This window comes from Sphingopyxis macrogoltabida (assembly GCF_001307295.1).
GTDB classification, from domain to species: Bacteria; Pseudomonadota; Alphaproteobacteria; order Sphingomonadales; family Sphingomonadaceae; genus Sphingopyxis; species Sphingopyxis macrogoltabida_B.
This window is the reverse complement of record NZ_CP012700.1, coordinates 1,680,343-1,699,037: the sequence shown is the minus strand read 5'-3', so window position 1 is coordinate 1,699,037 and position 18,695 is coordinate 1,680,343. Positions and strand designations below refer to the sequence as shown.

Below are 18,695 nucleotides of genomic sequence, written 5' to 3'. Positions count from 1 at the left end.
TAACTAGGTCAACCATGACAAATGCCGGGAGAGGAATCGCTGGCCATGCAATATGAAACCATCCTCGTCGACGTCGCCGACCATATCGCGACGATCACGATCAACCGGCCCGGGGCGATGAACAGCTTCACCAAGCGGATGATGGACGAATTCGAGCATCTGTGGAAGTGGGTCGGCAGCAACGACGACATCCATTGCTGCGTGCTGCGTGCGGCGCCCGGCAAGGCGTGGTGCACCGGCGTCGACGTCAAGGAATCGCAGAAGGAAGGCGGCACGGTCGTCGACCTCGCCAACATCTGGCATTGCGAGGATCCCGGCAATTATCTCGGCCCCAAGTCGATGAAATGCTGGAAGCCGGTGATCGCCGCGGTGCACGGCATGGCCGCAGGCGGCGCCTTTTACTGGCTCAACGAGAGCGACATCATCATCTGTTCCGAAGATGCAACCTTCTTCGACCCGCATGTCACTTACGGGATGACGAGCGCGCTCGAACCGATCGGCATGACCTATCACATGCCGCTCCACGATGTGCTGCGCATGGTGCTGCTCGGCAACGACGAACGCATCGGCGCGGGGACCGCGCTGCGCATCGGTCTCGTCAGCGAGATTACAAAGCTCGAGGATCTGTGGCCGCGGGCGCAGGAACTCGCCGCAACGATCGCAGCAAAGCCCCCCGCCGCGACGGCGGGATCGGTCAAGGCGATCTGGGAATCGCTCGACCTGCCGCGGAGCGTCGCGCTGCAGCAAGGCCTCAAATATTGCCAGATCGGCAATCCGGTCGGGGTGCCGCAGGTCAACCGCGCCGCGCTGATGGCCGACAAGGCCAAGAAATTCACGCTTCGCTAGCCGTAGCGTCAACTACTGCTTGACGTTTACGTCAACGTCCGGTTGGATGATCTCAACACATAAGGGTGAGGACTCGAACGCGCATGTCGATTCTATACGACGAAGGGCAACAGGCGATCGCGACCGAGTCGCGTCGCGTGCTCGAAGCCCGGGTGAGCAAGGAAGAGCTGCTTCCTCTGCTCGAAACCAGCGGCCGCTATCATGAAGGCTATTGGACGACGGCCAAGGAGCAGGGCTGGACGGCACTGGCGCTTCCCGAAGCCTATAGCGGGCTCGATCTCGGCCTCGTCGAACTCGGGCTGATCGCGCATCAGGCAGGGCGCTCGCTCAGCGGCGCGCCCTTCCTGACGTCGAACTTCGGCGCCGCCAAGGCGATCGAACTCTACGGGACCGAAGACCAGAAGGCGAAATGGCTGCCCGGGCTCGCGAGCGGCGAGACGATCGGCGCCGTCGCCTTCGCCAGCGGCGCCAACGCCCTCCCCGCGCGGCCGGCGCTGACGCTGACCGGCGAGCGGCTCGACGGGGTGATGACCGGCGTTTCGGCCGGCCTCGCCGCCGACATCGCAGTGGTCTTTGCCAATGGCCCCGGCATGCCGGTGCTCGCGGTCGCCGAGCTTGCGGACGTCAAGCGCACCGCGATCGCCAGCTTCGACAACAGCCGCCTTTATGCTGACCTCGAATTCGCGGACACGCCAGCCGAAACGCTGGTGACCGGCGGCGCGGCACGCGAGGCGGCTCTCCATATTCTCGCCTTGCAGGCGGTGATCACCGCGCACGAGCAGGCGGGCGGCGCCGAAGCGATGATGGAAATTGCGCGCGATTACGCCGTCACCCGCCGCGCCTTCGGTCAACCGATCGGCGCCTTCCAGTCGATCAAGCATCGCATCGCCGAGATTTACGGCCTCGTTGAGCTGGCGCGCGCCAACTGCATTCACGCAGCGTCGCGCGAGGGTCAGTCCGATTTCATTACCGCGGCTGCTGCAGCGCGCATCTCGGCGACCGAAGCCTATGACACCGCCTCGCGCGACTGCGTGCAGATCCATGGCGGCATCGGCGTGACGTGGGAGCTCGGCCTCCACCTTCACACCCGCCGCGCGCGCAGCCTCGCGATCGAGCAGGGAAATTTGCTGTTCTGGGAAGACGTTCTCGTCGACCGCCTGACGGGAGAAGCCGCATGAGCGATCTCGAAGCCTATCGCGCCAAGGCCGCCGCCTGGCTCGAATCGATGGTGCCGACCTATGGCAAGGCGGCACGCAAGGGCCTGTCCGAGGCCGACGACCTCGCGCTCGCCCGCAAATATCAGAAGGCGAAGTTCGACGCGGGCTATGCCGGAATCAATTGGCCGACCGAGTTCGGCGGCCAAGGCAAGGGCCACCTCGAAAAGGTCACCTTCGACACCGAGGAAATGAAGCATGGTTTCCCCAGCTTCTACTTCGGCATCTCGCTCGGCATGCCGATCCCCGTCCTGATGCAGTTCGGCGAGGACAAGGCGTGGGTCAAGGAGCGGGTGCTGAAGGCGCTGCAAGGCGAAGAGATCTGGTGCCAGCTCTTCTCCGAACCCGCCGGCGGCTCGGACCTTGCCGGTCTCCGCACCAAGGCCGAGCCCGACGGCAACGGCTGGAAGATCAACGGCCAGAAGGTGTGGACGAGCTGGGCGCATTACAGCGACTATGGGGTCATCGTCGTGCGCACCGACCCCAATGTCCCTAAGCACAAAGGGCTCACTTACTTCTGGGTCGACATGAAGGCGCCGGGGGTCACGGTGCGCCCGATCAAGCTCGTCGGCGGGGACAGCCACGTCAACGAAGTCTTCTTCGACGATGTCAAGATTGGCGACGATCATCGCATGTCGCCGGTCGGCGGCGGTTTCGCGGTCGCGATCGCGACACTGATGATCGAACGCTATGTCGCGACCGACAGCGCGGGCTTCGGTCCGCACCTCGACCTGTTCGTCGAACTGGCGAAAGACACCGAACTCAATGGCAAACCGGCGATCGAGGATGGCCGCATCCGCCAGCAGATCGCGCGTAATTATGCGATGCGCAGCGGACTCCAGTCGATCACCGCGCGCGCGATGGCGATGATGCAGGCCGGCATGACGCCCGGCCCCGAAGGCTCGCTCAACAAGCTCGTCGCGGTGCGCTCGCGCCAGAAACTCTCCGAACTCGCGATCGACCTGCAGGGATCGGACGGCTTCACCTATGACGATCATGCCTCGCAGAAGGAGGACTGGACGTCGAGCTGGATCAACGCGCCGACGGGCCGCATCGCGGGTGGGTCGGACGAGACCTTGCTCAACACGATCGCTGAAAAGATCCTCGGCCTGCCGCAGGATCATCGCCCCGACAAGGGGGTCCCCTTCAACCAGATTCCGGCCTGAGGAGGTCCGTCCATGAAGATCGATAACAGCACCGCAGCCGTCGTCACTGGCGGCGCTTCGGGCCTCGGTCGCGCCACGGCCGAAACGCTCGCCGCGGCCGGGGTCAAGGTCGCCATCTTCGACATCAACGATGCCCTCGGCAAAGAGGTCGCGGCGTCGATCGGTGGCCTGTTCGTCCATGTCGACATCACCGACGAACAGTCGGTTCTTGAGGGCTATGCGACCGCACGCTCGGCGCACGGGCAGGAGCGTATCTGCGTCCACTGTGCGATGACCTCGCGCCGCGGCAAGACGCTGGCGTTCGACAAGGCGACCGGCACCTTCCGCCGCACCCCGACCGAGGATTATGCCTATGGCGTCGCGGGCATCCTGACCGCGAGCTACCGCATCGCCTCGATCGCGGCCGAGGGCATGGCGACCCTGCCCGAACTCGAAGACGGCGAGCGCGGCGCGATCGTCCTCACTGCCTCGGTGGCGGCGCAGGATGCGCAGATCGGTCAGGTCATTTACGGCTCGGCGAAGGCGGGCGTGAACGGCCTCGTGCTGCCGATGGCGCGCGACCTGATGGATCTCGGCATCCGCGTCAATGCGATCATGCCCGGCGTGTTCAGCACGCCGCTGGTCGCGGGCCTGCCCGAACCGGTGCTCGCCAGCCTTGGCGCCTCGGTGCCCTTCCCCAAGCGGCTCGGCAAGGCCGAGGAATATGCCAGCCTCGCGATGGAGATGGTCCGCAACAGCTATTTCAACGGCCAGGCCGTGCGCCTCGACGGCGCAATCCGCATGGCCCCGCGTTAACTTAAAAACTCCCCTCGAAGAAGGAACCCTGTGAAATGACCGAAGCCTATATCATCGACGCCGTCCGCACCCCGCGCGGGATCGGCAAGCCCGGCAAGGGCGCCTTGTCGCACCTCCACCCGCAGCACCTCGCCGCGACGGTGCTGAAGGCGATCAAGGATCGCAACAACCTCGACACCGCGACCGTCGACGACATCGTCTGGTCGACCTCGACGCAGAAGGGCAAGCAGGGCGGCGACCTCGGCCGCATGGCCGCGCTGGCGGCGGGCTATGACACCAAGGCATCGGGCACCACGCTCGACCGTTTCTGCGGCGGCGGCATCAGCAGCGTCAACTTCGCCGCCGCGTCGGTGATGTCGGGCATGGAAGATTGCGTCATCGCCGGCGGCACCGAAATGATGAGCTACACGGCGCAGATCGGCGCCGAGGAAGCCAATGCCGGCATCAAGCCGCTCGGCATGGGCTCGGGCAACGCGGCGCTCGACGAAATCCATCCGCAGTCGCATCAGGGCGTCTGCGGCGACGCAATCGCCGCCAAGGAAGGCATCACCCGCGAAGCCGTCGATGCGCTCGCGCTCGTCAGCCAGCAGCGCGCCGACCGCGCGATCAAGGAAGGCCGCTTCGCCAAGTCGGTTGTGCCGGTCTATAACGAAGACGGCAGCGTCGCATTGGACCGCGAGGAATTCCCGCGCCCCGAAACCACCGCCGAAGGGCTTGCAGGCCTCAAGGCCAGCTTCGATGCGCTGGCAGACTTCGACCTTGGCGACGGCGTCACCTTCCGCAAGCAGATCACCCGCCGTTACCCCGATCTCGAGTTCAAGGGCGTCCACCATGCGGGCAACTCGTCGGGTGTCGTCGATGGCGCCGCCGCGCTGCTCCTGACCTCGAAAGAATATGCCGACAAGCATGGGCTAAAGCCCCGCGCCCGCATCGTCGCCTATGCCAATCAGGGCGACGACCCGACGCTGATGCTCAACGCCCCCGTTCCGGCAGCGAAGAAGGTCCTCGAAAAGGCGGGCCTGACCAAAGACGACATCGACGTCTGGGAAATCAATGAAGCCTTCGCCGTGGTCGCCGAAAAGTTCATCCGCGACCTCGACCTCGACCGCGAGAAGGTCAACATCAACGGCGGCGCGATGGCGCTCGGCCACCCGATCGGCGCCACCGGCTCGATCCTGATCGGCACCGCGCTCGACGAACTTGAGCGCTCGGGCGGCCGCTACGGCCTCGTCACCATGTGCGCCGCGGGCGGCATGGCACCGGCGATCATCATCGAGCGCATCTGAGGAACAGAACGACCCTTTCCTCTCCCCTCCCGCCTGCGGGAGGGGTCGGGGGAGGGTCTGTTTTATGGGCACCTGTCCTTTCGGACATGCCCTCCCCTAACCCTCCCGCCAGCGGGAGGGGGACTGGCCTAAAACGGCCCGCGCACCGCGATCGTCCGCGCGGGGTTGTAAAGGTTCAGGAACATCGTCTTGCCATCGGGCGCGAAGCAGACGCCCGACCCCTTGGTCGCCGCGCTGACCCGCGCGAAGGGATAGACTTTCCCCTCGGGCGTTACCCCGCGCAGATAATTGTCGGGCCGGCTGCCGCGCCGGTCCTCGCAGACCATCAGGTCGCCGTTCGGCGCGACGCTCAGATTGTCGCCAAAGCTGAAATGCGCAGGGTCCGTCGTTTCGACGAACAACTGCAGTTGCCCCGGCTGCGCCGCCTCGGCCGCCGTGCCTTCGGCGGGCGACGGGCGATAGCGCATGATCTGCCCGCGCCGCGCCGGTCCGCCCGACGTGCAAGTGAAATAGATCTCGCCATCGCCGCCATGGATGCCCTCGCCGCGCGCAAACACCGTCGCGCCGGCTTTGGCACCGCGCTTGCGCAGGTCGTCCTTGGGACTTTCGACATCGTCGAGGTCGATCCAGCGCGTATCGTGCCAGCCGCCGGTCGCCAGTATGCGCCGCGTCCAGTTGCGCGTGTCCGCAAGCGCCGGATCCGCCAAAGCCAGCGCCTGCAACCGCCCGCCCTTGGCAAGCTGACCCGGCACCGCAGGCACGAAGCGATAGAATAGGCTGTCCTGCCGATCCTCGGTCATATAGACCGCGCCGCTCCGCGGATCGACGACCGCCGCCTCGTGATTGAAGCGCCCCATCGCCTTGATCGGTTCGGCACTGACCAGCCCGCCGGGCGCCACGGGAATCTCGAACACCCAGCCATGGTCTTCCTTGTGGAGCCCGCCGCCGCGCGAGACATCTTCCTCGCAGCTCAGCCACGTGCCCCACGGCGTGATCCCGCCAGCGCAATTGTAGATGGTGCCGACGAGCGACAGATATTGCTCCTCGACAGCAAGGCTGGCGGGATCGAGGACGATCGTCGACACGCCGCCCGGCAAAGCTTCGCCGCCGCCGCTGCGATAGCAGTCGAATGCCGCCGCATCGCCGGCGGTGCCCACCGGGCAGGCGCCGTGCTTGAGCTCGTCGGCGCCGAGCTCATGATTGCGCATCAGGCACAGCCGCCCGTCGGACAGCGCCGTGCAGCCCATGCCGTCGGCGCTGTTCGGTACCTGTCGCCCGTCGCTCATCGTCTGGCCGAACTGCGATACGATCTTGTACGAAAAGCCCCGCGGCAGGTCGAGGATGCCCGCCGGATCGGGAACCGGCGCGCCGAAGCGGTTGGCGTCGACGAGGACCGCGGCGGAGACAAAGCGGCTGTGAAGCGCCAGCCCGGCGAAAGCGGTGGCCATCACCCCCTTGGCGAAGCCGCGGCGGTCGAGTGCGATGGATGCCCGTTCCATGACGGCGCGATACGCTCATGACGTGACAGGCAGATTGCGGAAGTCTGACATTTTGACAACAATTTGAAGTTCGCGGGCACATTAGTGCAACATTCGGCGCCGCGGCATTTCCGGGGGCCGGCGCCCTATCCCGCCGGCAAAGAAATCCTATCTCGCGCGGGGCGCTTGACCCTTGCGCTGCCCGTTTCGCGTCGGCATGGCCAAGGGGACATATTGGGAGAAAAAGACATGGCAGGTCCGCTTCAGGGTATCCGTATCATCGAATTCGCCGGCATCGGCCCCGGCCCGTTCTGCGGCATGATGCTCGCCGATCATGGCGCCGAAGTCATCCGCATCGACCGCCCCGGCGGCTTCATGGACCCCCGCGATCCGCTGTCGCGCAATCGCACCTCTATCGCGCTCGATATGAAGAACCCAGAGGGCGTCCAGATCGCGCGCGACCTCTGCAAAAGCGCCGATGGCATCATCGAGGGCTATCGCCCCGGCGTGATGGAACGCCTCGGCCTCGGCCCCGATGTGTTGCTCGGCGACAATCCGAAGCTCGTCTACGGCCGTATGACCGGCTGGGGTCAGTTCGGCCCCTATGCGCAGGCCGCGGGTCATGACATCAACTATATCTCGCTGTCGGGCGTCCTCCACACCGTCGGGCTCGCGGGGCAAAAGCCCGTGCCGCCGGTCAACTATGTCGGCGACTTTGGCGGTGGCGGAATGATGCTGGCGTTCGGCATGTCGAGCGCGCTGCTGCACGCCGCAAAGACCGGCCAGGGTCAGGTCATCGACTGCGCGATGACCGACGGTTCGGCGCTGCTCGCGGGGATGAGCTGGTGGTTCCACGGCGCCGGCATGATCAAGGACGAGGCCGGCGTGAACCGCCTCGACGGCGGCGCGCCCTATTACGACACCTATACGTGCAGCGACGGCAAGTTCATCTCGATCGGCTCGATCGAGCCGCAATTCTATGCCCTGCTCCGCGCCAAGACCGGGCTCGACGCCGACCCCGATTTCGATGTGCAGGACGATCAGGAGAATTGGCCTGCGAAAAAGGCAAAGGTCGCCGCGCTGTTCGCGACGAAGACGCGCGATGAATGGTGCGAACTGATGGAAATGACCGACGTCTGCTTCGCGCCGGTGCTGTCGCTCAGCGAAGCGCCGCACCATCCGCACAATGTTGAGCGCAAGACCTTCGTCGAGGTTGCGGGCGTCCCGCATCCCGCGCCGGCACCGCGCTATTCGGCGACGGTCAACGACACACCGCGGCAGGCGCCGGCGGTCGGCGGCGACGGCGATGCGGTGCTCGCGGGGCTCGGCTATGATGCGGACAAGATCGCGGCGCTCCGCGGCGCCGGCGCGGTACGCTGACGGCTCAATCGGCGCGCTCGGTCATCGCTTCCCAGAGGCCGCGCCCGCCGAAACCGGCGACCTGACGCCCCAGTCGCTGCGCCCAATGCGCGTCGTTGCCATGCTCGCCGCGCCAGCGCATCAGCGGGATGGTCACGCGGTGCAGGTCATATTCGCGCGTAAAACCGATCGCGCCGTGCACCTGATGCGCGACGGCGGTCACCACACCCACCGCACGATTGGCGCGCAGCTTGGCGGCGGCAATCTCGAAACCGGCGGCCTCGGCATCGAAGTCCACGGCATCGAGCCGCTTTGCCATCGCGGCGGCGGCGGCATCGACCGCACGCACCTCGCACGCCATCGCGGCAAGCGATTGCTGCACTGCCTGAAACTTGCCGAGCGGGCGGCCGAATTGCTGCCGTGTGTTGACATGCTCGATCGACAGGTCAAGCGCCTGCCCCATCGCACCGGCCATCAGGCTGACCGTCGCAGCGGCGTGCAGCGCAGGATCAACGTCGCCCAATCCTGACAGGATCAGCGTCGCGACGGGCAGGTCGGGCACTGCAACGCCCGCGATCCGCAACACAGCGTTCAGATCGCCCCAGTCGCCGCCGAACCCGCCATCGGCCTCGGGCACCAGCAACAGGGCAAAGCCCGCCTCCTCGACGGGCGCGATCCCCGCGCTGGCGGCTTCGGCGAACACGGCGCTTGCCGTGTCGCACAGCATGTCGCGGGCGCCGCTCATCGCAGGCCCAATCCGCGTGCGATGATCCCGCGGATCACCTCGCGCGTCCCGCCGCGGAGCGAGAAACTCGGCGACGCGATGAGCAGCGCGCGCAGCAGCCGCGCCAGATCGGCGTCATCGTCCCACCCGCAATCAATCACCGCCTGCACTCGGCGCGGCATATCCTGTTCGAACGCATTGCCGAGTTCCTTGACCACCGAAGCTTCGACCATCGGGTCCTCACCCGCCGCGAGCTTCGCCGCGGTCGACATGGAAAGCTGGCGCAGCGTCCACATCTCGGCGGTCAGTTCGCCGATCAGCGCCGCAACCGCCGGGTCGGGGTCGCACCCCGCCGCGTCGATCAGCGCCGCCAGCAGCGCATGGCTCGACAGATAGCGCTCGGGCCCCGATCGTTCGAGGCCGAGTTCGGCGGTGACCTGCTTCCATCCTTCCCCGCGCGTCCCGATCAACGCGCCGTGCGGAACGAGCACATCATCGAAGAAGATTTCGTTGAAGTCGTGATTCCCCGCCATGTCGATAATCGGGCGGATGGTGATCCCGGGCGTGTCGAGATCGACAAGCAACTGGCTCAACCCGGCGTTGCGTTCGCTGCCCTCCTCGGTGCGGACGAGCGCGAGGATGACGTGCGATAGATGCGCGCCCGTCGTCCAGATTTTCTGCCCTTTGATCCGCCAGCCCTCGGCGGTTTCGCGCGCGCTTGTCCGTACCGCGGCAAGGTCGGACCCGGCGCCGGGTTCGGACAGGCCGATACAGGCGTAAAGCTCGCCCTTCGCGATTCCCGGCAGATAGCGTTGCCGCTGTTCTTCGCTGCCATAGCGCAGGATCAGCGGCCCGGTCTGCCGGTCGGCGATCCAGTGCGCGCCGACCGGGGCGCCCGCCGCGAGCAGTTCCTCGATCACCACATAGCGTTCGAGCGGGTGGCGGTCGCCGCCGCCGTAGCGCGCCGGCAGCGTCATTCCGATGTACCCCGCCGCCCCCAAGGCGCGGCTGAAACCGGCGTCGAAGCTGGCCCAGCAATTGGCGCGTTCGACGATATCGCCCTGCGGCTGGTGGTCGGTGAGCCACGCCCGCAAATCGGCGCGTAGTGCCAATATGTCGCCGGGCGGATCGAAGGGATAGAGCGCAAAGCCTTGCATGTCCCGCTGGCCATGCAATAGCTTTCCCGAACTGCAAAGGGATTTTAGATATGGGCGAGTTTCTGAGTGTCGAACGGCGGGGCAAGATCGCGATCCTGACGATGATCAAGCCCGAGAGCATGAATGCGATCGGCACGCACGAGGATTGCCAGGACATCATCGATACGCTCCGCACCCTCGGCGACGACCGCGGCGTCAGCGCGGTCATCCTCACCGGCAGCGGCAAGGCGTTCAGCGCCGGCGGGAACCTGAAAGGGATGCAGGACCGCACCGGCATCGGCGTTCTCGACCAGCCCGATTCGACGCGAAGCAACTACCGCAAGGGCGTGCAGGCGGTGATCCGCGCGCTGATGGACTGCGAAATCCCGATGATCGCCGCGGTCAACGGCCACGCCATCGGCCTCGGCTGCGACCTCGCCTGCACCTGCGACATCCGCATTGCCGCCGAGAGCGCGAAATTTGCGTGCAGCTTCATCAAGGTCGGCATCGTCCCCGGCGACGGCGGCGCATGGCTGCTCCAGAAGGTCCTCGGCTATCCGCGTGCTGCCGAACTGTTCCTCACCGGCGACCGCTTTGACGCCGCGCAGGCAAAGGAATATGGTCTGGTGACGGATGTCGTTCCCGACGAGGAGTTGCTGGACCGCGCCATCGCCATCGCCGAGCGCATCGTGTGCAACCCGCCGCGCGCGCTCCGGCTCACCAAGCGGCTGCTTCGCGAAGCGCAGCACAGCCGGATGAGCGACATCCTCGAGATCAGCGCCGCCTATCAGGCGATCGTGCACGAAACCGCCGACAATCGCGAGGCGATCAACGCCTTTGTCGAAAAGCGGCCGCCGGTTTTTACGGGAGAATGACCATGCTTGCCGAACGCGTCCTGCCGCTTTCGGGTATCCACAATTTCCGCGACTATGGCGGCTATGCCGTCGAGGGCGGCGGCCGGCTACGGGGCGGCATATTGTGGCGCTCGGCGCATCACGTGGAAGCGACGCCCGAGGATCTTGCGGCGGTCGACGCGCTGGGGCTGGAGACGATCGTCGACCTGCGCGGCGACGATGAGCGCGAGGTCCACCCGTGCCGGCGCAGCGAGAATTTCTCGGCGCGCGTGCTGTTCGCGGGCGGACAGACCGCAGGCCTCGCGCCGCACTTGCAGGCGGCGGGCGGCGCCATCGACAATGAGACGGCGAGGGCGCGGATGATCGATACCTACGCCGGCATGCCCTACCGCCCGGCCCTCGTCGCAACGCTGCGGCTCTATCTTGCCGCTTTGTCGGAATATGATGCCCCCAGCCTCGTCCACTGCGTCGCGGGCAAGGACCGCACGGGTCTCGCCGTTGCGGTCGTCCACCGGCTGCTCGGCGTCCATGAGGACGATCTGATGCAGGACTATCTGCTCACCAACAGCGCCGGAAAGATCGACGAGCGAATTGCGCAGGGCGCATCGCAGATCCGGGCACGCTACGGCGGCGAGATCCATGACGATGCGATCCGCACGCTGATGTCGGTCAATCCCGCCTTCCTCGACGCGGCGCTAGCGACGATCCGCCGCGACCATGGCGATGTTGCGACCTATGCCGAGGCGGTGCTCAACCTCACCCCCGAAATGCACGAGGCGATGGTCGACAAGCTGGTGATCTATTGAAAGCGGGCCCCTACCCGCCCTTCACCAGCACCCCGCCCTTGACCACCGCATCGACGCTTTCGAGCTCGCGCACATTGGCCAGCGGATCGCCGTCGACCGCGACGATGTCGGCATAGCGGCCAACCGCGATCGCACCGACGTCGCTCTCGCGCCCCAGCGCCTGCGCCGCGTTGCGCGTCGCCGCCTGAATCGCTTCGAGCGGGGTCATTCCATATTCGGTCATGACGCGGAACTGCTTGCCGACCTCGCCGTGCGGCATCACCCCGGCGTCCGAACCGAACACCATCCGCACCCCGGCGCGGTGCGCCTTGCGGAAATTGTCGCGCTGGATCTGCGCAATCTCGCGATCCTTGCGGAGATTATCCTCGAGCACGCCATTCTTCGCACCCTCGGCCTGCGTATATTCGGTGTTGTAGATATCCATCGAGAACCACACCGGCCGCTTGCGTGCGAGCGCCATGCGGATGCCCTCGTCATCGACCAGGCTGACGTGCTCGATCGTGTCGATCCCCGCTGCGATCGCGGCACGAATGCCCGCCGCGCCATGCGCGTGCGCCGCGACGCGCAGCCCCCACTGATGCGCCTCGTCGGCGATGGCGGCGAGTTCCTTTTCGGACACCTGCAACTGGCCGGGCTCGGTGTTGCGCGAGAAGACGCCGCCGGTCGCGCAGACCTTGATCACCTCGGCGCCAAATTTACGCTGGCGACGCACCTGATAGCGCAGTTCGTCGGGCGTATCGCCGATCCCCTCTTCCTTGCCATCCTTCTTTTCGAGGCTGGGCGGCAGAAAGGTGCTGTCGCAATGCCCGCCGGTCGCGCCGAGCGCATAGCCTGCGGGAACGATCCGCGGACCCGTCGCATAGCCGGCGTCGATTGCCTGCTTGAGCCCGATGTCGTTGCGATTGTCCGACCCGACGTTGCGCACCGTGGTGAAGCCCGCGCCGAGCATGTCGTTCGCATTCTTGACCGCGGTCATGCCCCAGAAGCTGTCGGTGAATTCGAGCCCGCGATAGCCGCCGATGTCGGCGGGACCGTCGAGATGGACATGCATGTCGATCAACCCCGGCAGCAGCGTCCGGTTGCCAAGATCGACATGCTTGATGTTCGCGCCCCACCTCACCGTCCGCGCGTCGGCGATGCCGGTGATGCGCCCGTCCGCGCCGACGAAGATGGCGGGATAGTCGACGGTCTTGCCGGTCAGCACGTCGATATAGCGCGCGGCGGTGATGACCGTCTGCCCCTCGGCCTCCTGCGCCCCGGCAGAGACCGCCGACACCGCGAAAAGCGCGACGCCGCCAAAAGCGATTCTCCGCAGAAAACTGCCGAACTTCACACGCGATTGCATATTTGCCCCCAACCCGTTTTCGTTATCCGGGAAACTGGATGGCAAAACGGGATTGAATAGGACAGCCTAAAAATCGGGTCAGACGATCTTTCGTCCGAAACCGCCGGGACGCGGTGTCACCGAAGCCGGATCGGACGGCAACGGCTCCACCACCGGGTCCGCTCCGCCTGGCGCTTCGCGCCCGCGCATATAGTTGGCAAAGGCGGCATCGGCGTCGAACTCGATCGTTTCGGGCGACGACACCTCGCCGGGTTTCAGGTTGCCGGCACCGGGCACGCGATTGAGGCCCGATCCGGCCCGGATCAGCTTGACGATCAGCGGCAGGGCGAACAGGATCCCGACGATCGACAGGCCGATCACCGTCGGGCCGAGGCCGATCCAGGCGATGCCTTCGGCCGTGCCGCCGCCAACGCCGATGAAATGACGCAGCATATATCCGATATAGACGAGCGGCAGCAGGCCGCCGATCACCCCGACAATTTTCCCAAGCGACATGTTCTTGCCCCCGTTTCCCACGGGCGAATATTAGCAGCGAGAGCTTACAAATTCTTTAGTGGCGGAGACGCATTGCGCGCACCGGCCCACCACGCCCCCAGCAACGCAAAGGCCGCGCCGAGCAGCGTTCCGCCGACGATGTCGCTCGCCCAATGGACGCCGAGCGTCATGCGCGAAAAGCCGTTGAGGACGACCATGGTCGCGGCAAGCGCCCACGCCAGCGGCCGCCAGCGCGGCGGCGTCAGCCAGGCGAGGAGCAGGTAGACGACTGCCGCATTCGTCGCATGGCCGCTGGGATAGGAGGCGCTCGACACATGGTCCAGATGCTCGATGAGGTCGGGCCGGGCGCGGCCGAAGGCGATCTTCAGCAGGCTGGAGGCAAGGTTCGACAGCAGCGACGCCCCGGCGAGCGCCGTCGCACAGCGCGGCCCGCACCAGCGCCAGACAAGCCCGCAGAGCAGGATGACGATGATCCAGCGCGGCGTTCCGCCGCCGATGAAGCTGATCCATTGCATCGCGGTGATCAGCCAGTGCGGCGACGTGTCGACCGATAGCGCCAGCGCTCCTCCGATGCGACGGTCGAGGCCGTCGGCAAAGCCTGCCATCACGACGCCGCTGAGCACGGCGAAGAGCAGCAGGATGATCAACAGCGCGCGGGCAGGAAAAGGCGAAGCAGGCCGATCCGATAAAAACGTCATGCCAAGCCTTCTGGCAAAGCTTCGCCGCCGCTGCAATCAGTCGCGATGGTGGTGCGCGCCGCCGACTGGCGCCATGCCTCCAGATGCGCGGCAAAACGGCACAGTTGTTCGGTGCCGCCGTCGAAATCATTGTCGACCAGCCGCAGCTCGCCTGCCGCGCCTTGCGTGCGATAGCGGAGGTAGAGACCGTGGCGGAGCCGGGCGCCCAGCCGGGCCGCGCGGTCGCCCTCACCCGGCAGACGGTCGGCGCGGTCGAACAGCGACTCCGCGACATCGGTAATGGGCAATATCGCCGGCGCGGTGGCATGGCTTCCGTGGAAGTGAAGTTGCCCGTCGACGATCCTCACCGCGACCTGCCGTGCTATCGCTCGCGCGCCATGGCGTCCGGCATAAAAGAGGCAGACACAGCCAGCGACGACAAGGAAGGGCATCTTGACCGGCGCCAGCGGATCGCGGTGCGGCGCCGGTGCGGGCAGATCGATATCGGGCAAGGCAACCCGTTGCGGCGGCGCGTCCGCCTCACGATGGAGCAGCACCGCGAAGAAGAAAGCCAGCGCCGCGAATCCCGCGAAGAACAATGTCTTGAAGACATTGCCCCAGCGCGAGAAATGCAGGATCGACGGGTTCAACTTCTATCCGCCAGCACGGCCTCAGATATGCAGTGGCCGCCCGAATGCGGCGAGCACGCCCTCGTGCATCGTTTCGCTCAATGTCGGATGCGGGAAGACGGTGCCGATGAAATCATCCTCGACCAGCTCGGCGGTCTTGCCGATCGTATAGCCCTGGATGAGTTCGGTAACCTCGGCGCCGATCATGTGTGCGCCGAGCAGTTCGCCGGTTTTCGCGTCGAACACGGTCTTGGTGAAACCTTCCGCCTCGCCGAGCGCAATCGCCTTGCCGTTGCCGATGAAGGGGAAGGTTCCGGCCTTGACCTCATACCCCAGTTCCTTGGCCTTCGCCTCGGTCAGGCCGACGCTGGCGATCTGCGGGCGGCAATAGGTACAGCCCGGAATGTTGCGGACGTCCATTGCGTGCGGATGATTACCCACGATCGCCTCGACCGCGATGATCGATTCGTGCATCGCCTTGTGCGCGAGCCACGGCGGCGCGGTGACGTCGCCGATCGCCCACAGGCCGGGGACATTGGTGCGGCACATCGCGTCGGTGTCGATATGGCCCTTGGTCGTTTTCACGCCCAATGCTTCGAGCCCGATATTCTCGGTGTTCGGGACGATGCCGATGGCGACGATCGCATGGCTGAACTCGGCGCTTTCGACCTTGCCGTCCTTGCCCTTGATCTTCGCCGAGACGCCGTTCGCGGTCGCCTTCAGCTCCTCGACCCCAGCGCCGGTGTGGATCGTCATGCCCTGCTTCTTGAGTGCCTTTTCGAGGAAGGCCGACACATCGGCATCCTCGACGGGCACGAGCCGATCGAGCATTTCGACGACCGTAACCTCGGCGCCCATATCCTTGTAGAAGCTCGCGAATTCGATCCCGATCGCACCCGATCCGATGACAAGCAGCTTCTTCGGCATTTCGGGCGGCACGAGCGCGTGGCGATAGGTCCAGATGCGCTTGCCGTCGGCGGGCGCGAACGGCAGGTCGCGCGCGCGGGCGCCGGTCGCGACGATGATGTTCTTCGCGGTCAGCGTCTCGCTGCCCTTCTCGCCCGTCACTTCGAGCGTGCCCGGCGCCGTCAGCTTGCCGGTGCCCATATGGACGGTGATCTTGTGCTTCTTCATCAGGTGCGTGACGCCCTGATTAAGCTGCTTCGCAACCCCGCGCGACCGTTTCACGACCGCGTCGATATCGGCGCTGATCTCGGCCGCCTTCAGCCCGTAATCGCCGGCATGCTGCATATAGTGATAGATTTCGGCCGAGCGCAGCAGCGCCTTGGTCGGGATGCAGCCCCAGTTGAGGCAGATGCCGCCGAGCAGCTCGCGCTCGACGATCGCGGTCTTCAGCCCCAATTGCGCGGCGCGGATCGCGGCGACATAGCCGCCGGGGCCCGAACCGAGAACGATGAGGTCGTAACTATTGGCCATTCGGGCATCCCTTTTTGCCTGATCGGTGAAAGCTGGACATCCTTTAGACCGCCGAGCGGCAAGGACGCCACCGCAAATCGGAGAGCCGGACCGACCGCTACGGCAAGCTCTTGTTTCAGGCCGGTTAAGGATGGCTTCACGCGTTTCGCTTAGAGCCGCGTTCAGGACCATGCAACCGATCCATAGCTATTCCCCCACGCGCCGTTCCGCCACCGATGCGCCCGCCGTCGTCGACAAGGCGATGGATGCGCAGTTTCGCGCGCAGGCCGAACAGATGGGCCTCGATCCCGACGACCGCTGGGTCGGCGGCTATGTCGGCGTCGAATGGCAAGGCGTGCGGCACCTGATCGAAGCCTATGCGGGAGACGTCGACGGCGCCGCGCTGCTTGAGTTCGGGTGCAATTATGCGGCCAGTTCGATCGTCGCCGCGACGCTCGGGGCAAGCGTCACCGCCATCGATGTCGACGCCGGCGCCGTCTCCCTCGCGCGGCTAAACTGCGCGCGCTATGGCGTCGCCGACCGCATCGACCTGCGCCACTTTCCCGACACGCGCCACCTGCCCTTCGCCGACGCCAGCTTCGACATCATCCTGTGCATCAGCGTGCTCGAATATGTCGCACCCGATCATCTGCCGGCGGTGCTGGCCGAGATCGACCGAGTGCTGAAACCCGGCGGCCTCATCATCGTGTCGGGCACCGCCAGCCGGCTGGCCCCGCGCGAGGTGCATTCGGGGCGCTGGCTGGTCAATTACTGGCCGCGCGCTATCGACCGCTGGCTCCTACGCCGCGAACCGATGCAGCGCGGCGTCAACCCGCTACCGATCCTCCGCGCGTTCCGCCGCTATACCAACATCGATCTGGAAGACCGCGGGCAAAGCTGGTGCCGCGCCCGCACCGCGATGGGCCAGTCGCCCGCGAAGCTGCGCCTCGCCCGCGCACTCGCCAGCCTGACCTGCCCGTTCGGCCTGTCGATCGGCATGGGCGGATCGAGCTTCAGCGCGACGTGGCGCAAGCCGATTTGATTGCCCGCGTCAGGCGACCAGCCCCAGCGGGCTTTCCACCAGTTCCTTGAAGGTCTTCATGAGCAGCGCGCCGTCGGCGCCGTCGATGGCGCGGTGGTCGAAACTGCCCGTCGCGGTCATCACGGTTGCGACCGACAGGGCATCGTCGACGATGTACGGCCGCTTCTCGCCCGCGCCGATCGCCATGATCATCGCCTGCGGCGGGTTGATCACCGCGGTGAACTGCTTGATCCCCATCATCCCCATGTTGGAGATGCTGGCGGTGCCGCCCTGATATTCGGCGGGCTGCAGCTTGCCTTCCTTCGCCTTCGCGGCGAGGTCGGACATTTCGGTCGAGATTTTCGACATCGACTTGCCGCCCGCGTCGACGATGATCGGGGTGATCAGGCCGCCCGGGATGCTGACTGCGACCGAGATGTCGGCGCGCTTGTAGTGGCGCATCACGTCGCCGCCGAAGCTGACGTTGCAAGCGGGCACGCGTTCGAGCGCGATCGCGAGCGCCTTGATCAGCATGTCGTTGACGCTGAGCTTGACGCCGCGGCTTTCGAGGCTGGCGTTGAGCTCGCCGCGCAGCTTGAGCAGCGCATCGAGGCGGATGTCGACGGTCAGATAGATGTGCGGCGATTGTTGCATCGATTCGGTCAGGCGGCGCGCGATCGTCTTGCGCATGCCGCTGAGCTTTTCGTCCTCGTGCGGGATGCCGAAATCGGGGATCGGGCCCGCGGCAGCGGGTGCGGCCGCCGCTGCCGGAGCCACAGGAGCCGGCGCGGCGGCGGGTGCAACGGCACATGCAGGAGCGCCCTCAAGATCGGCCTTGACGATGCGGCCGCCGGGGCCGGTGCCGGTCAACGCCTTGAGGTCGATGCCCTGCTCGGCGGCAAGGCGCTTCGCGAGCGGGCTCGCCTTGATGCGGTCGCCACCTTTCGTCGTCCCAGCGGAAGCTGGGACCGCTGGCGTCGGCGCGCTCACGGGAGCGGCCCCAGCTTCCGCTGGGGCGACGTCTTTGGCCGGCGCAGGCTTCTCGGCCTTCGGTTCGGCGGGAGCCGGTGCGGCCGCCGCTGCCGGTGCAGGAGCAGCCTTGGCGGCACCCGCATCTTCACCCTCGCCCGCGATCACGGCGATCACCGTTCCGACTTTCACATTGTCGGTGCCCTCGGCGACGAGGATCTGGCTGATCACGCCTTCGTCGACCGCTTCGAACTCCATCGTCGCCTTGTCGGTTTCGATCTCGGCGAGCAGGTCGCCCGATTTGACCTCATCCCCTTCCTTCACCAGCCATTTGGCAAGGGTCCCCTCCTCCATGGTCGGCGAAAGGGCGGGCATTTTGAGTTCGATCGGCATCGTCGCTTTTGTCCTCGATCTTCAGGCGTGAGTCTTGCAGGGCATGCCTGCCGCTACGGATTGTTCCTCGCCATAAGCATTGCGCC

18 protein-coding genes are annotated in these 18,695 nt (G+C 65.9%); 9 read left to right on the top strand and 9 right to left on the bottom strand.

Annotation, left to right across the window (positions count from 1 at the left end):
- Positions 1–45: 45 nt before the first annotated feature.
- The 5 genes from AN936_RS07955 (at position 46) to AN936_RS07935 (ending at position 5,307) form a co-directional block, all read left to right on the top strand.
- Positions 46–846, top strand: coding sequence for an enoyl-CoA hydratase/isomerase family protein (locus tag AN936_RS07955; protein ID WP_054587682.1), 801 nt, complete (start codon positions 46–48; stop codon positions 844–846).
- A gap of 83 nt (positions 847–929) precedes the next feature.
- Positions 930–2,024 carry an acyl-CoA dehydrogenase family protein gene (locus AN936_RS07950; protein WP_054587681.1) on the top strand — a complete coding sequence of 365 codons (1,095 nt, stop codon included), beginning with the start codon at positions 930–932 and terminating at the stop codon, positions 2,022–2,024.
- Positions 2,021–3,226, top strand: a complete 1,206-nt coding sequence (locus tag AN936_RS07945) for an acyl-CoA dehydrogenase family protein (RefSeq protein WP_054587680.1) — start codon at positions 2,021–2,023, stop codon at positions 3,224–3,226. The genes AN936_RS07950 and AN936_RS07945 overlap by 4 nt, the downstream gene beginning before the upstream one ends.
- Before the next feature lie 12 nt (positions 3,227–3,238).
- Complete coding sequence (locus tag AN936_RS07940; RefSeq protein ID WP_054587679.1) at positions 3,239–4,021, top strand: SDR family oxidoreductase; 783 nt, start codon at positions 3,239–3,241, stop codon at positions 4,019–4,021.
- Between the two features lie 35 nt (positions 4,022–4,056).
- Positions 4,057–5,307, top strand: coding sequence for an acetyl-CoA C-acetyltransferase (locus tag AN936_RS07935; RefSeq protein ID WP_054587678.1), 1,251 nt, complete (start codon positions 4,057–4,059; stop codon positions 5,305–5,307).
- A 128-nt stretch (positions 5,308–5,435) separates the two neighbouring features.
- Here the strand turns inward: AN936_RS07935 and AN936_RS07930 are convergent, their stop codons facing one another.
- Positions 5,436–6,806, bottom strand: a complete 1,371-nt coding sequence (locus tag AN936_RS07930) for an alkaline phosphatase PhoX (RefSeq protein WP_054587677.1) — start codon at positions 6,804–6,806, stop codon at positions 5,436–5,438.
- A 228-nt stretch (positions 6,807–7,034) separates the two neighbouring features.
- Here AN936_RS07930 and AN936_RS07925 point away from each other — a divergent pair, with 228 nt between their 5' ends.
- The gene (locus tag AN936_RS07925; RefSeq protein ID WP_054587676.1) at positions 7,035–8,165 is read left to right on the top strand and encodes a CaiB/BaiF CoA transferase family protein; all 1,131 of its coding nucleotides are present in this window, start codon (positions 7,035–7,037) and stop codon (positions 8,163–8,165) included.
- 4 nt (positions 8,166–8,169) lie between these two features.
- Here AN936_RS07925 and AN936_RS07920 read toward each other — a convergent pair whose 3' ends face one another.
- Together AN936_RS07920 and AN936_RS07915 are read right to left on the bottom strand one after the other, a co-directional pair.
- Positions 8,170–8,889: an acyl-CoA dehydrogenase family protein gene (locus tag AN936_RS07920; protein WP_054587675.1), complete on the bottom strand. Its 720-nt coding sequence runs from the start codon at positions 8,887–8,889 to the stop codon at positions 8,170–8,172.
- Positions 8,886–10,025 carry an acyl-CoA dehydrogenase family protein gene (locus AN936_RS07915; protein WP_054587674.1) on the bottom strand — a complete coding sequence of 380 codons (1,140 nt, stop codon included), beginning with the start codon at positions 10,023–10,025 and terminating at the stop codon, positions 8,886–8,888. The genes AN936_RS07920 and AN936_RS07915 overlap by 4 nt, the downstream gene beginning before the upstream one ends.
- A 50-nt stretch (positions 10,026–10,075) precedes the next feature.
- Between AN936_RS07915 and AN936_RS07910 the strand changes: the two genes are divergently transcribed.
- Complete coding sequence (locus tag AN936_RS07910; protein WP_054587673.1) at positions 10,076–10,879, top strand: crotonase/enoyl-CoA hydratase family protein; 804 nt, start codon at positions 10,076–10,078, stop codon at positions 10,877–10,879.
- Positions 10,876–11,664, top strand: coding sequence for a tyrosine-protein phosphatase (locus AN936_RS07905; protein WP_082395496.1), 789 nt, complete (start codon positions 10,876–10,878; stop codon positions 11,662–11,664). Before AN936_RS07910 ends, AN936_RS07905 begins: the two co-directional genes overlap by 4 nt.
- Positions 11,665–11,674: 10 nt before the next feature.
- On the opposite strand, the gene AN936_RS07900 is transcribed toward AN936_RS07905, so the two are convergent.
- From AN936_RS07900 to lpdA, 5 genes are all read right to left on the bottom strand, one after another.
- Positions 11,675–13,009, bottom strand: a complete 1,335-nt coding sequence (locus tag AN936_RS07900) for a metal-dependent hydrolase family protein (RefSeq protein WP_054587671.1) — start codon at positions 13,007–13,009, stop codon at positions 11,675–11,677.
- Between the two features lie 78 nt (positions 13,010–13,087).
- Positions 13,088–13,504, bottom strand: a complete 417-nt coding sequence (locus tag AN936_RS07895) for a hypothetical protein (RefSeq protein WP_054587670.1) — start codon at positions 13,502–13,504, stop codon at positions 13,088–13,090.
- Positions 13,505–13,548: 44 nt separating this feature from the next.
- Positions 13,549–14,202 carry a phosphatase PAP2 family protein gene (locus AN936_RS07890; RefSeq protein ID WP_054587669.1) on the bottom strand — a complete coding sequence of 218 codons (654 nt, stop codon included), beginning with the start codon at positions 14,200–14,202 and terminating at the stop codon, positions 13,549–13,551.
- Complete coding sequence (locus AN936_RS07885) at positions 14,199–14,831, bottom strand: hypothetical protein (protein ID WP_054587668.1); 633 nt, start codon at positions 14,829–14,831, stop codon at positions 14,199–14,201. The genes AN936_RS07890 and AN936_RS07885 overlap by 4 nt, the downstream gene beginning before the upstream one ends.
- A gap of 21 nt (positions 14,832–14,852) precedes the next feature.
- Positions 14,853–16,247: a dihydrolipoyl dehydrogenase gene (lpdA, locus tag AN936_RS07880; protein WP_054587667.1), complete on the bottom strand. Its 1,395-nt coding sequence runs from the start codon at positions 16,245–16,247 to the stop codon at positions 14,853–14,855.
- Positions 16,248–16,416: 169 nt separating this feature from the next.
- On the opposite strand from lpdA, the gene AN936_RS07875 reads away from it, so the two are divergent.
- Positions 16,417–17,268, top strand: coding sequence for a class I SAM-dependent methyltransferase (locus AN936_RS07875; protein ID WP_054587666.1), 852 nt, complete (start codon positions 16,417–16,419; stop codon positions 17,266–17,268).
- 9 nt (positions 17,269–17,277) lie between these two features.
- Here the strand turns inward: AN936_RS07875 and AN936_RS07870 are convergent, their stop codons facing one another.
- Positions 17,278–18,609, bottom strand: coding sequence for a pyruvate dehydrogenase complex dihydrolipoamide acetyltransferase (locus tag AN936_RS07870; protein WP_054587665.1), 1,332 nt, complete (start codon positions 18,607–18,609; stop codon positions 17,278–17,280).
- Positions 18,610–18,695 lie beyond the last annotated feature (86 nt).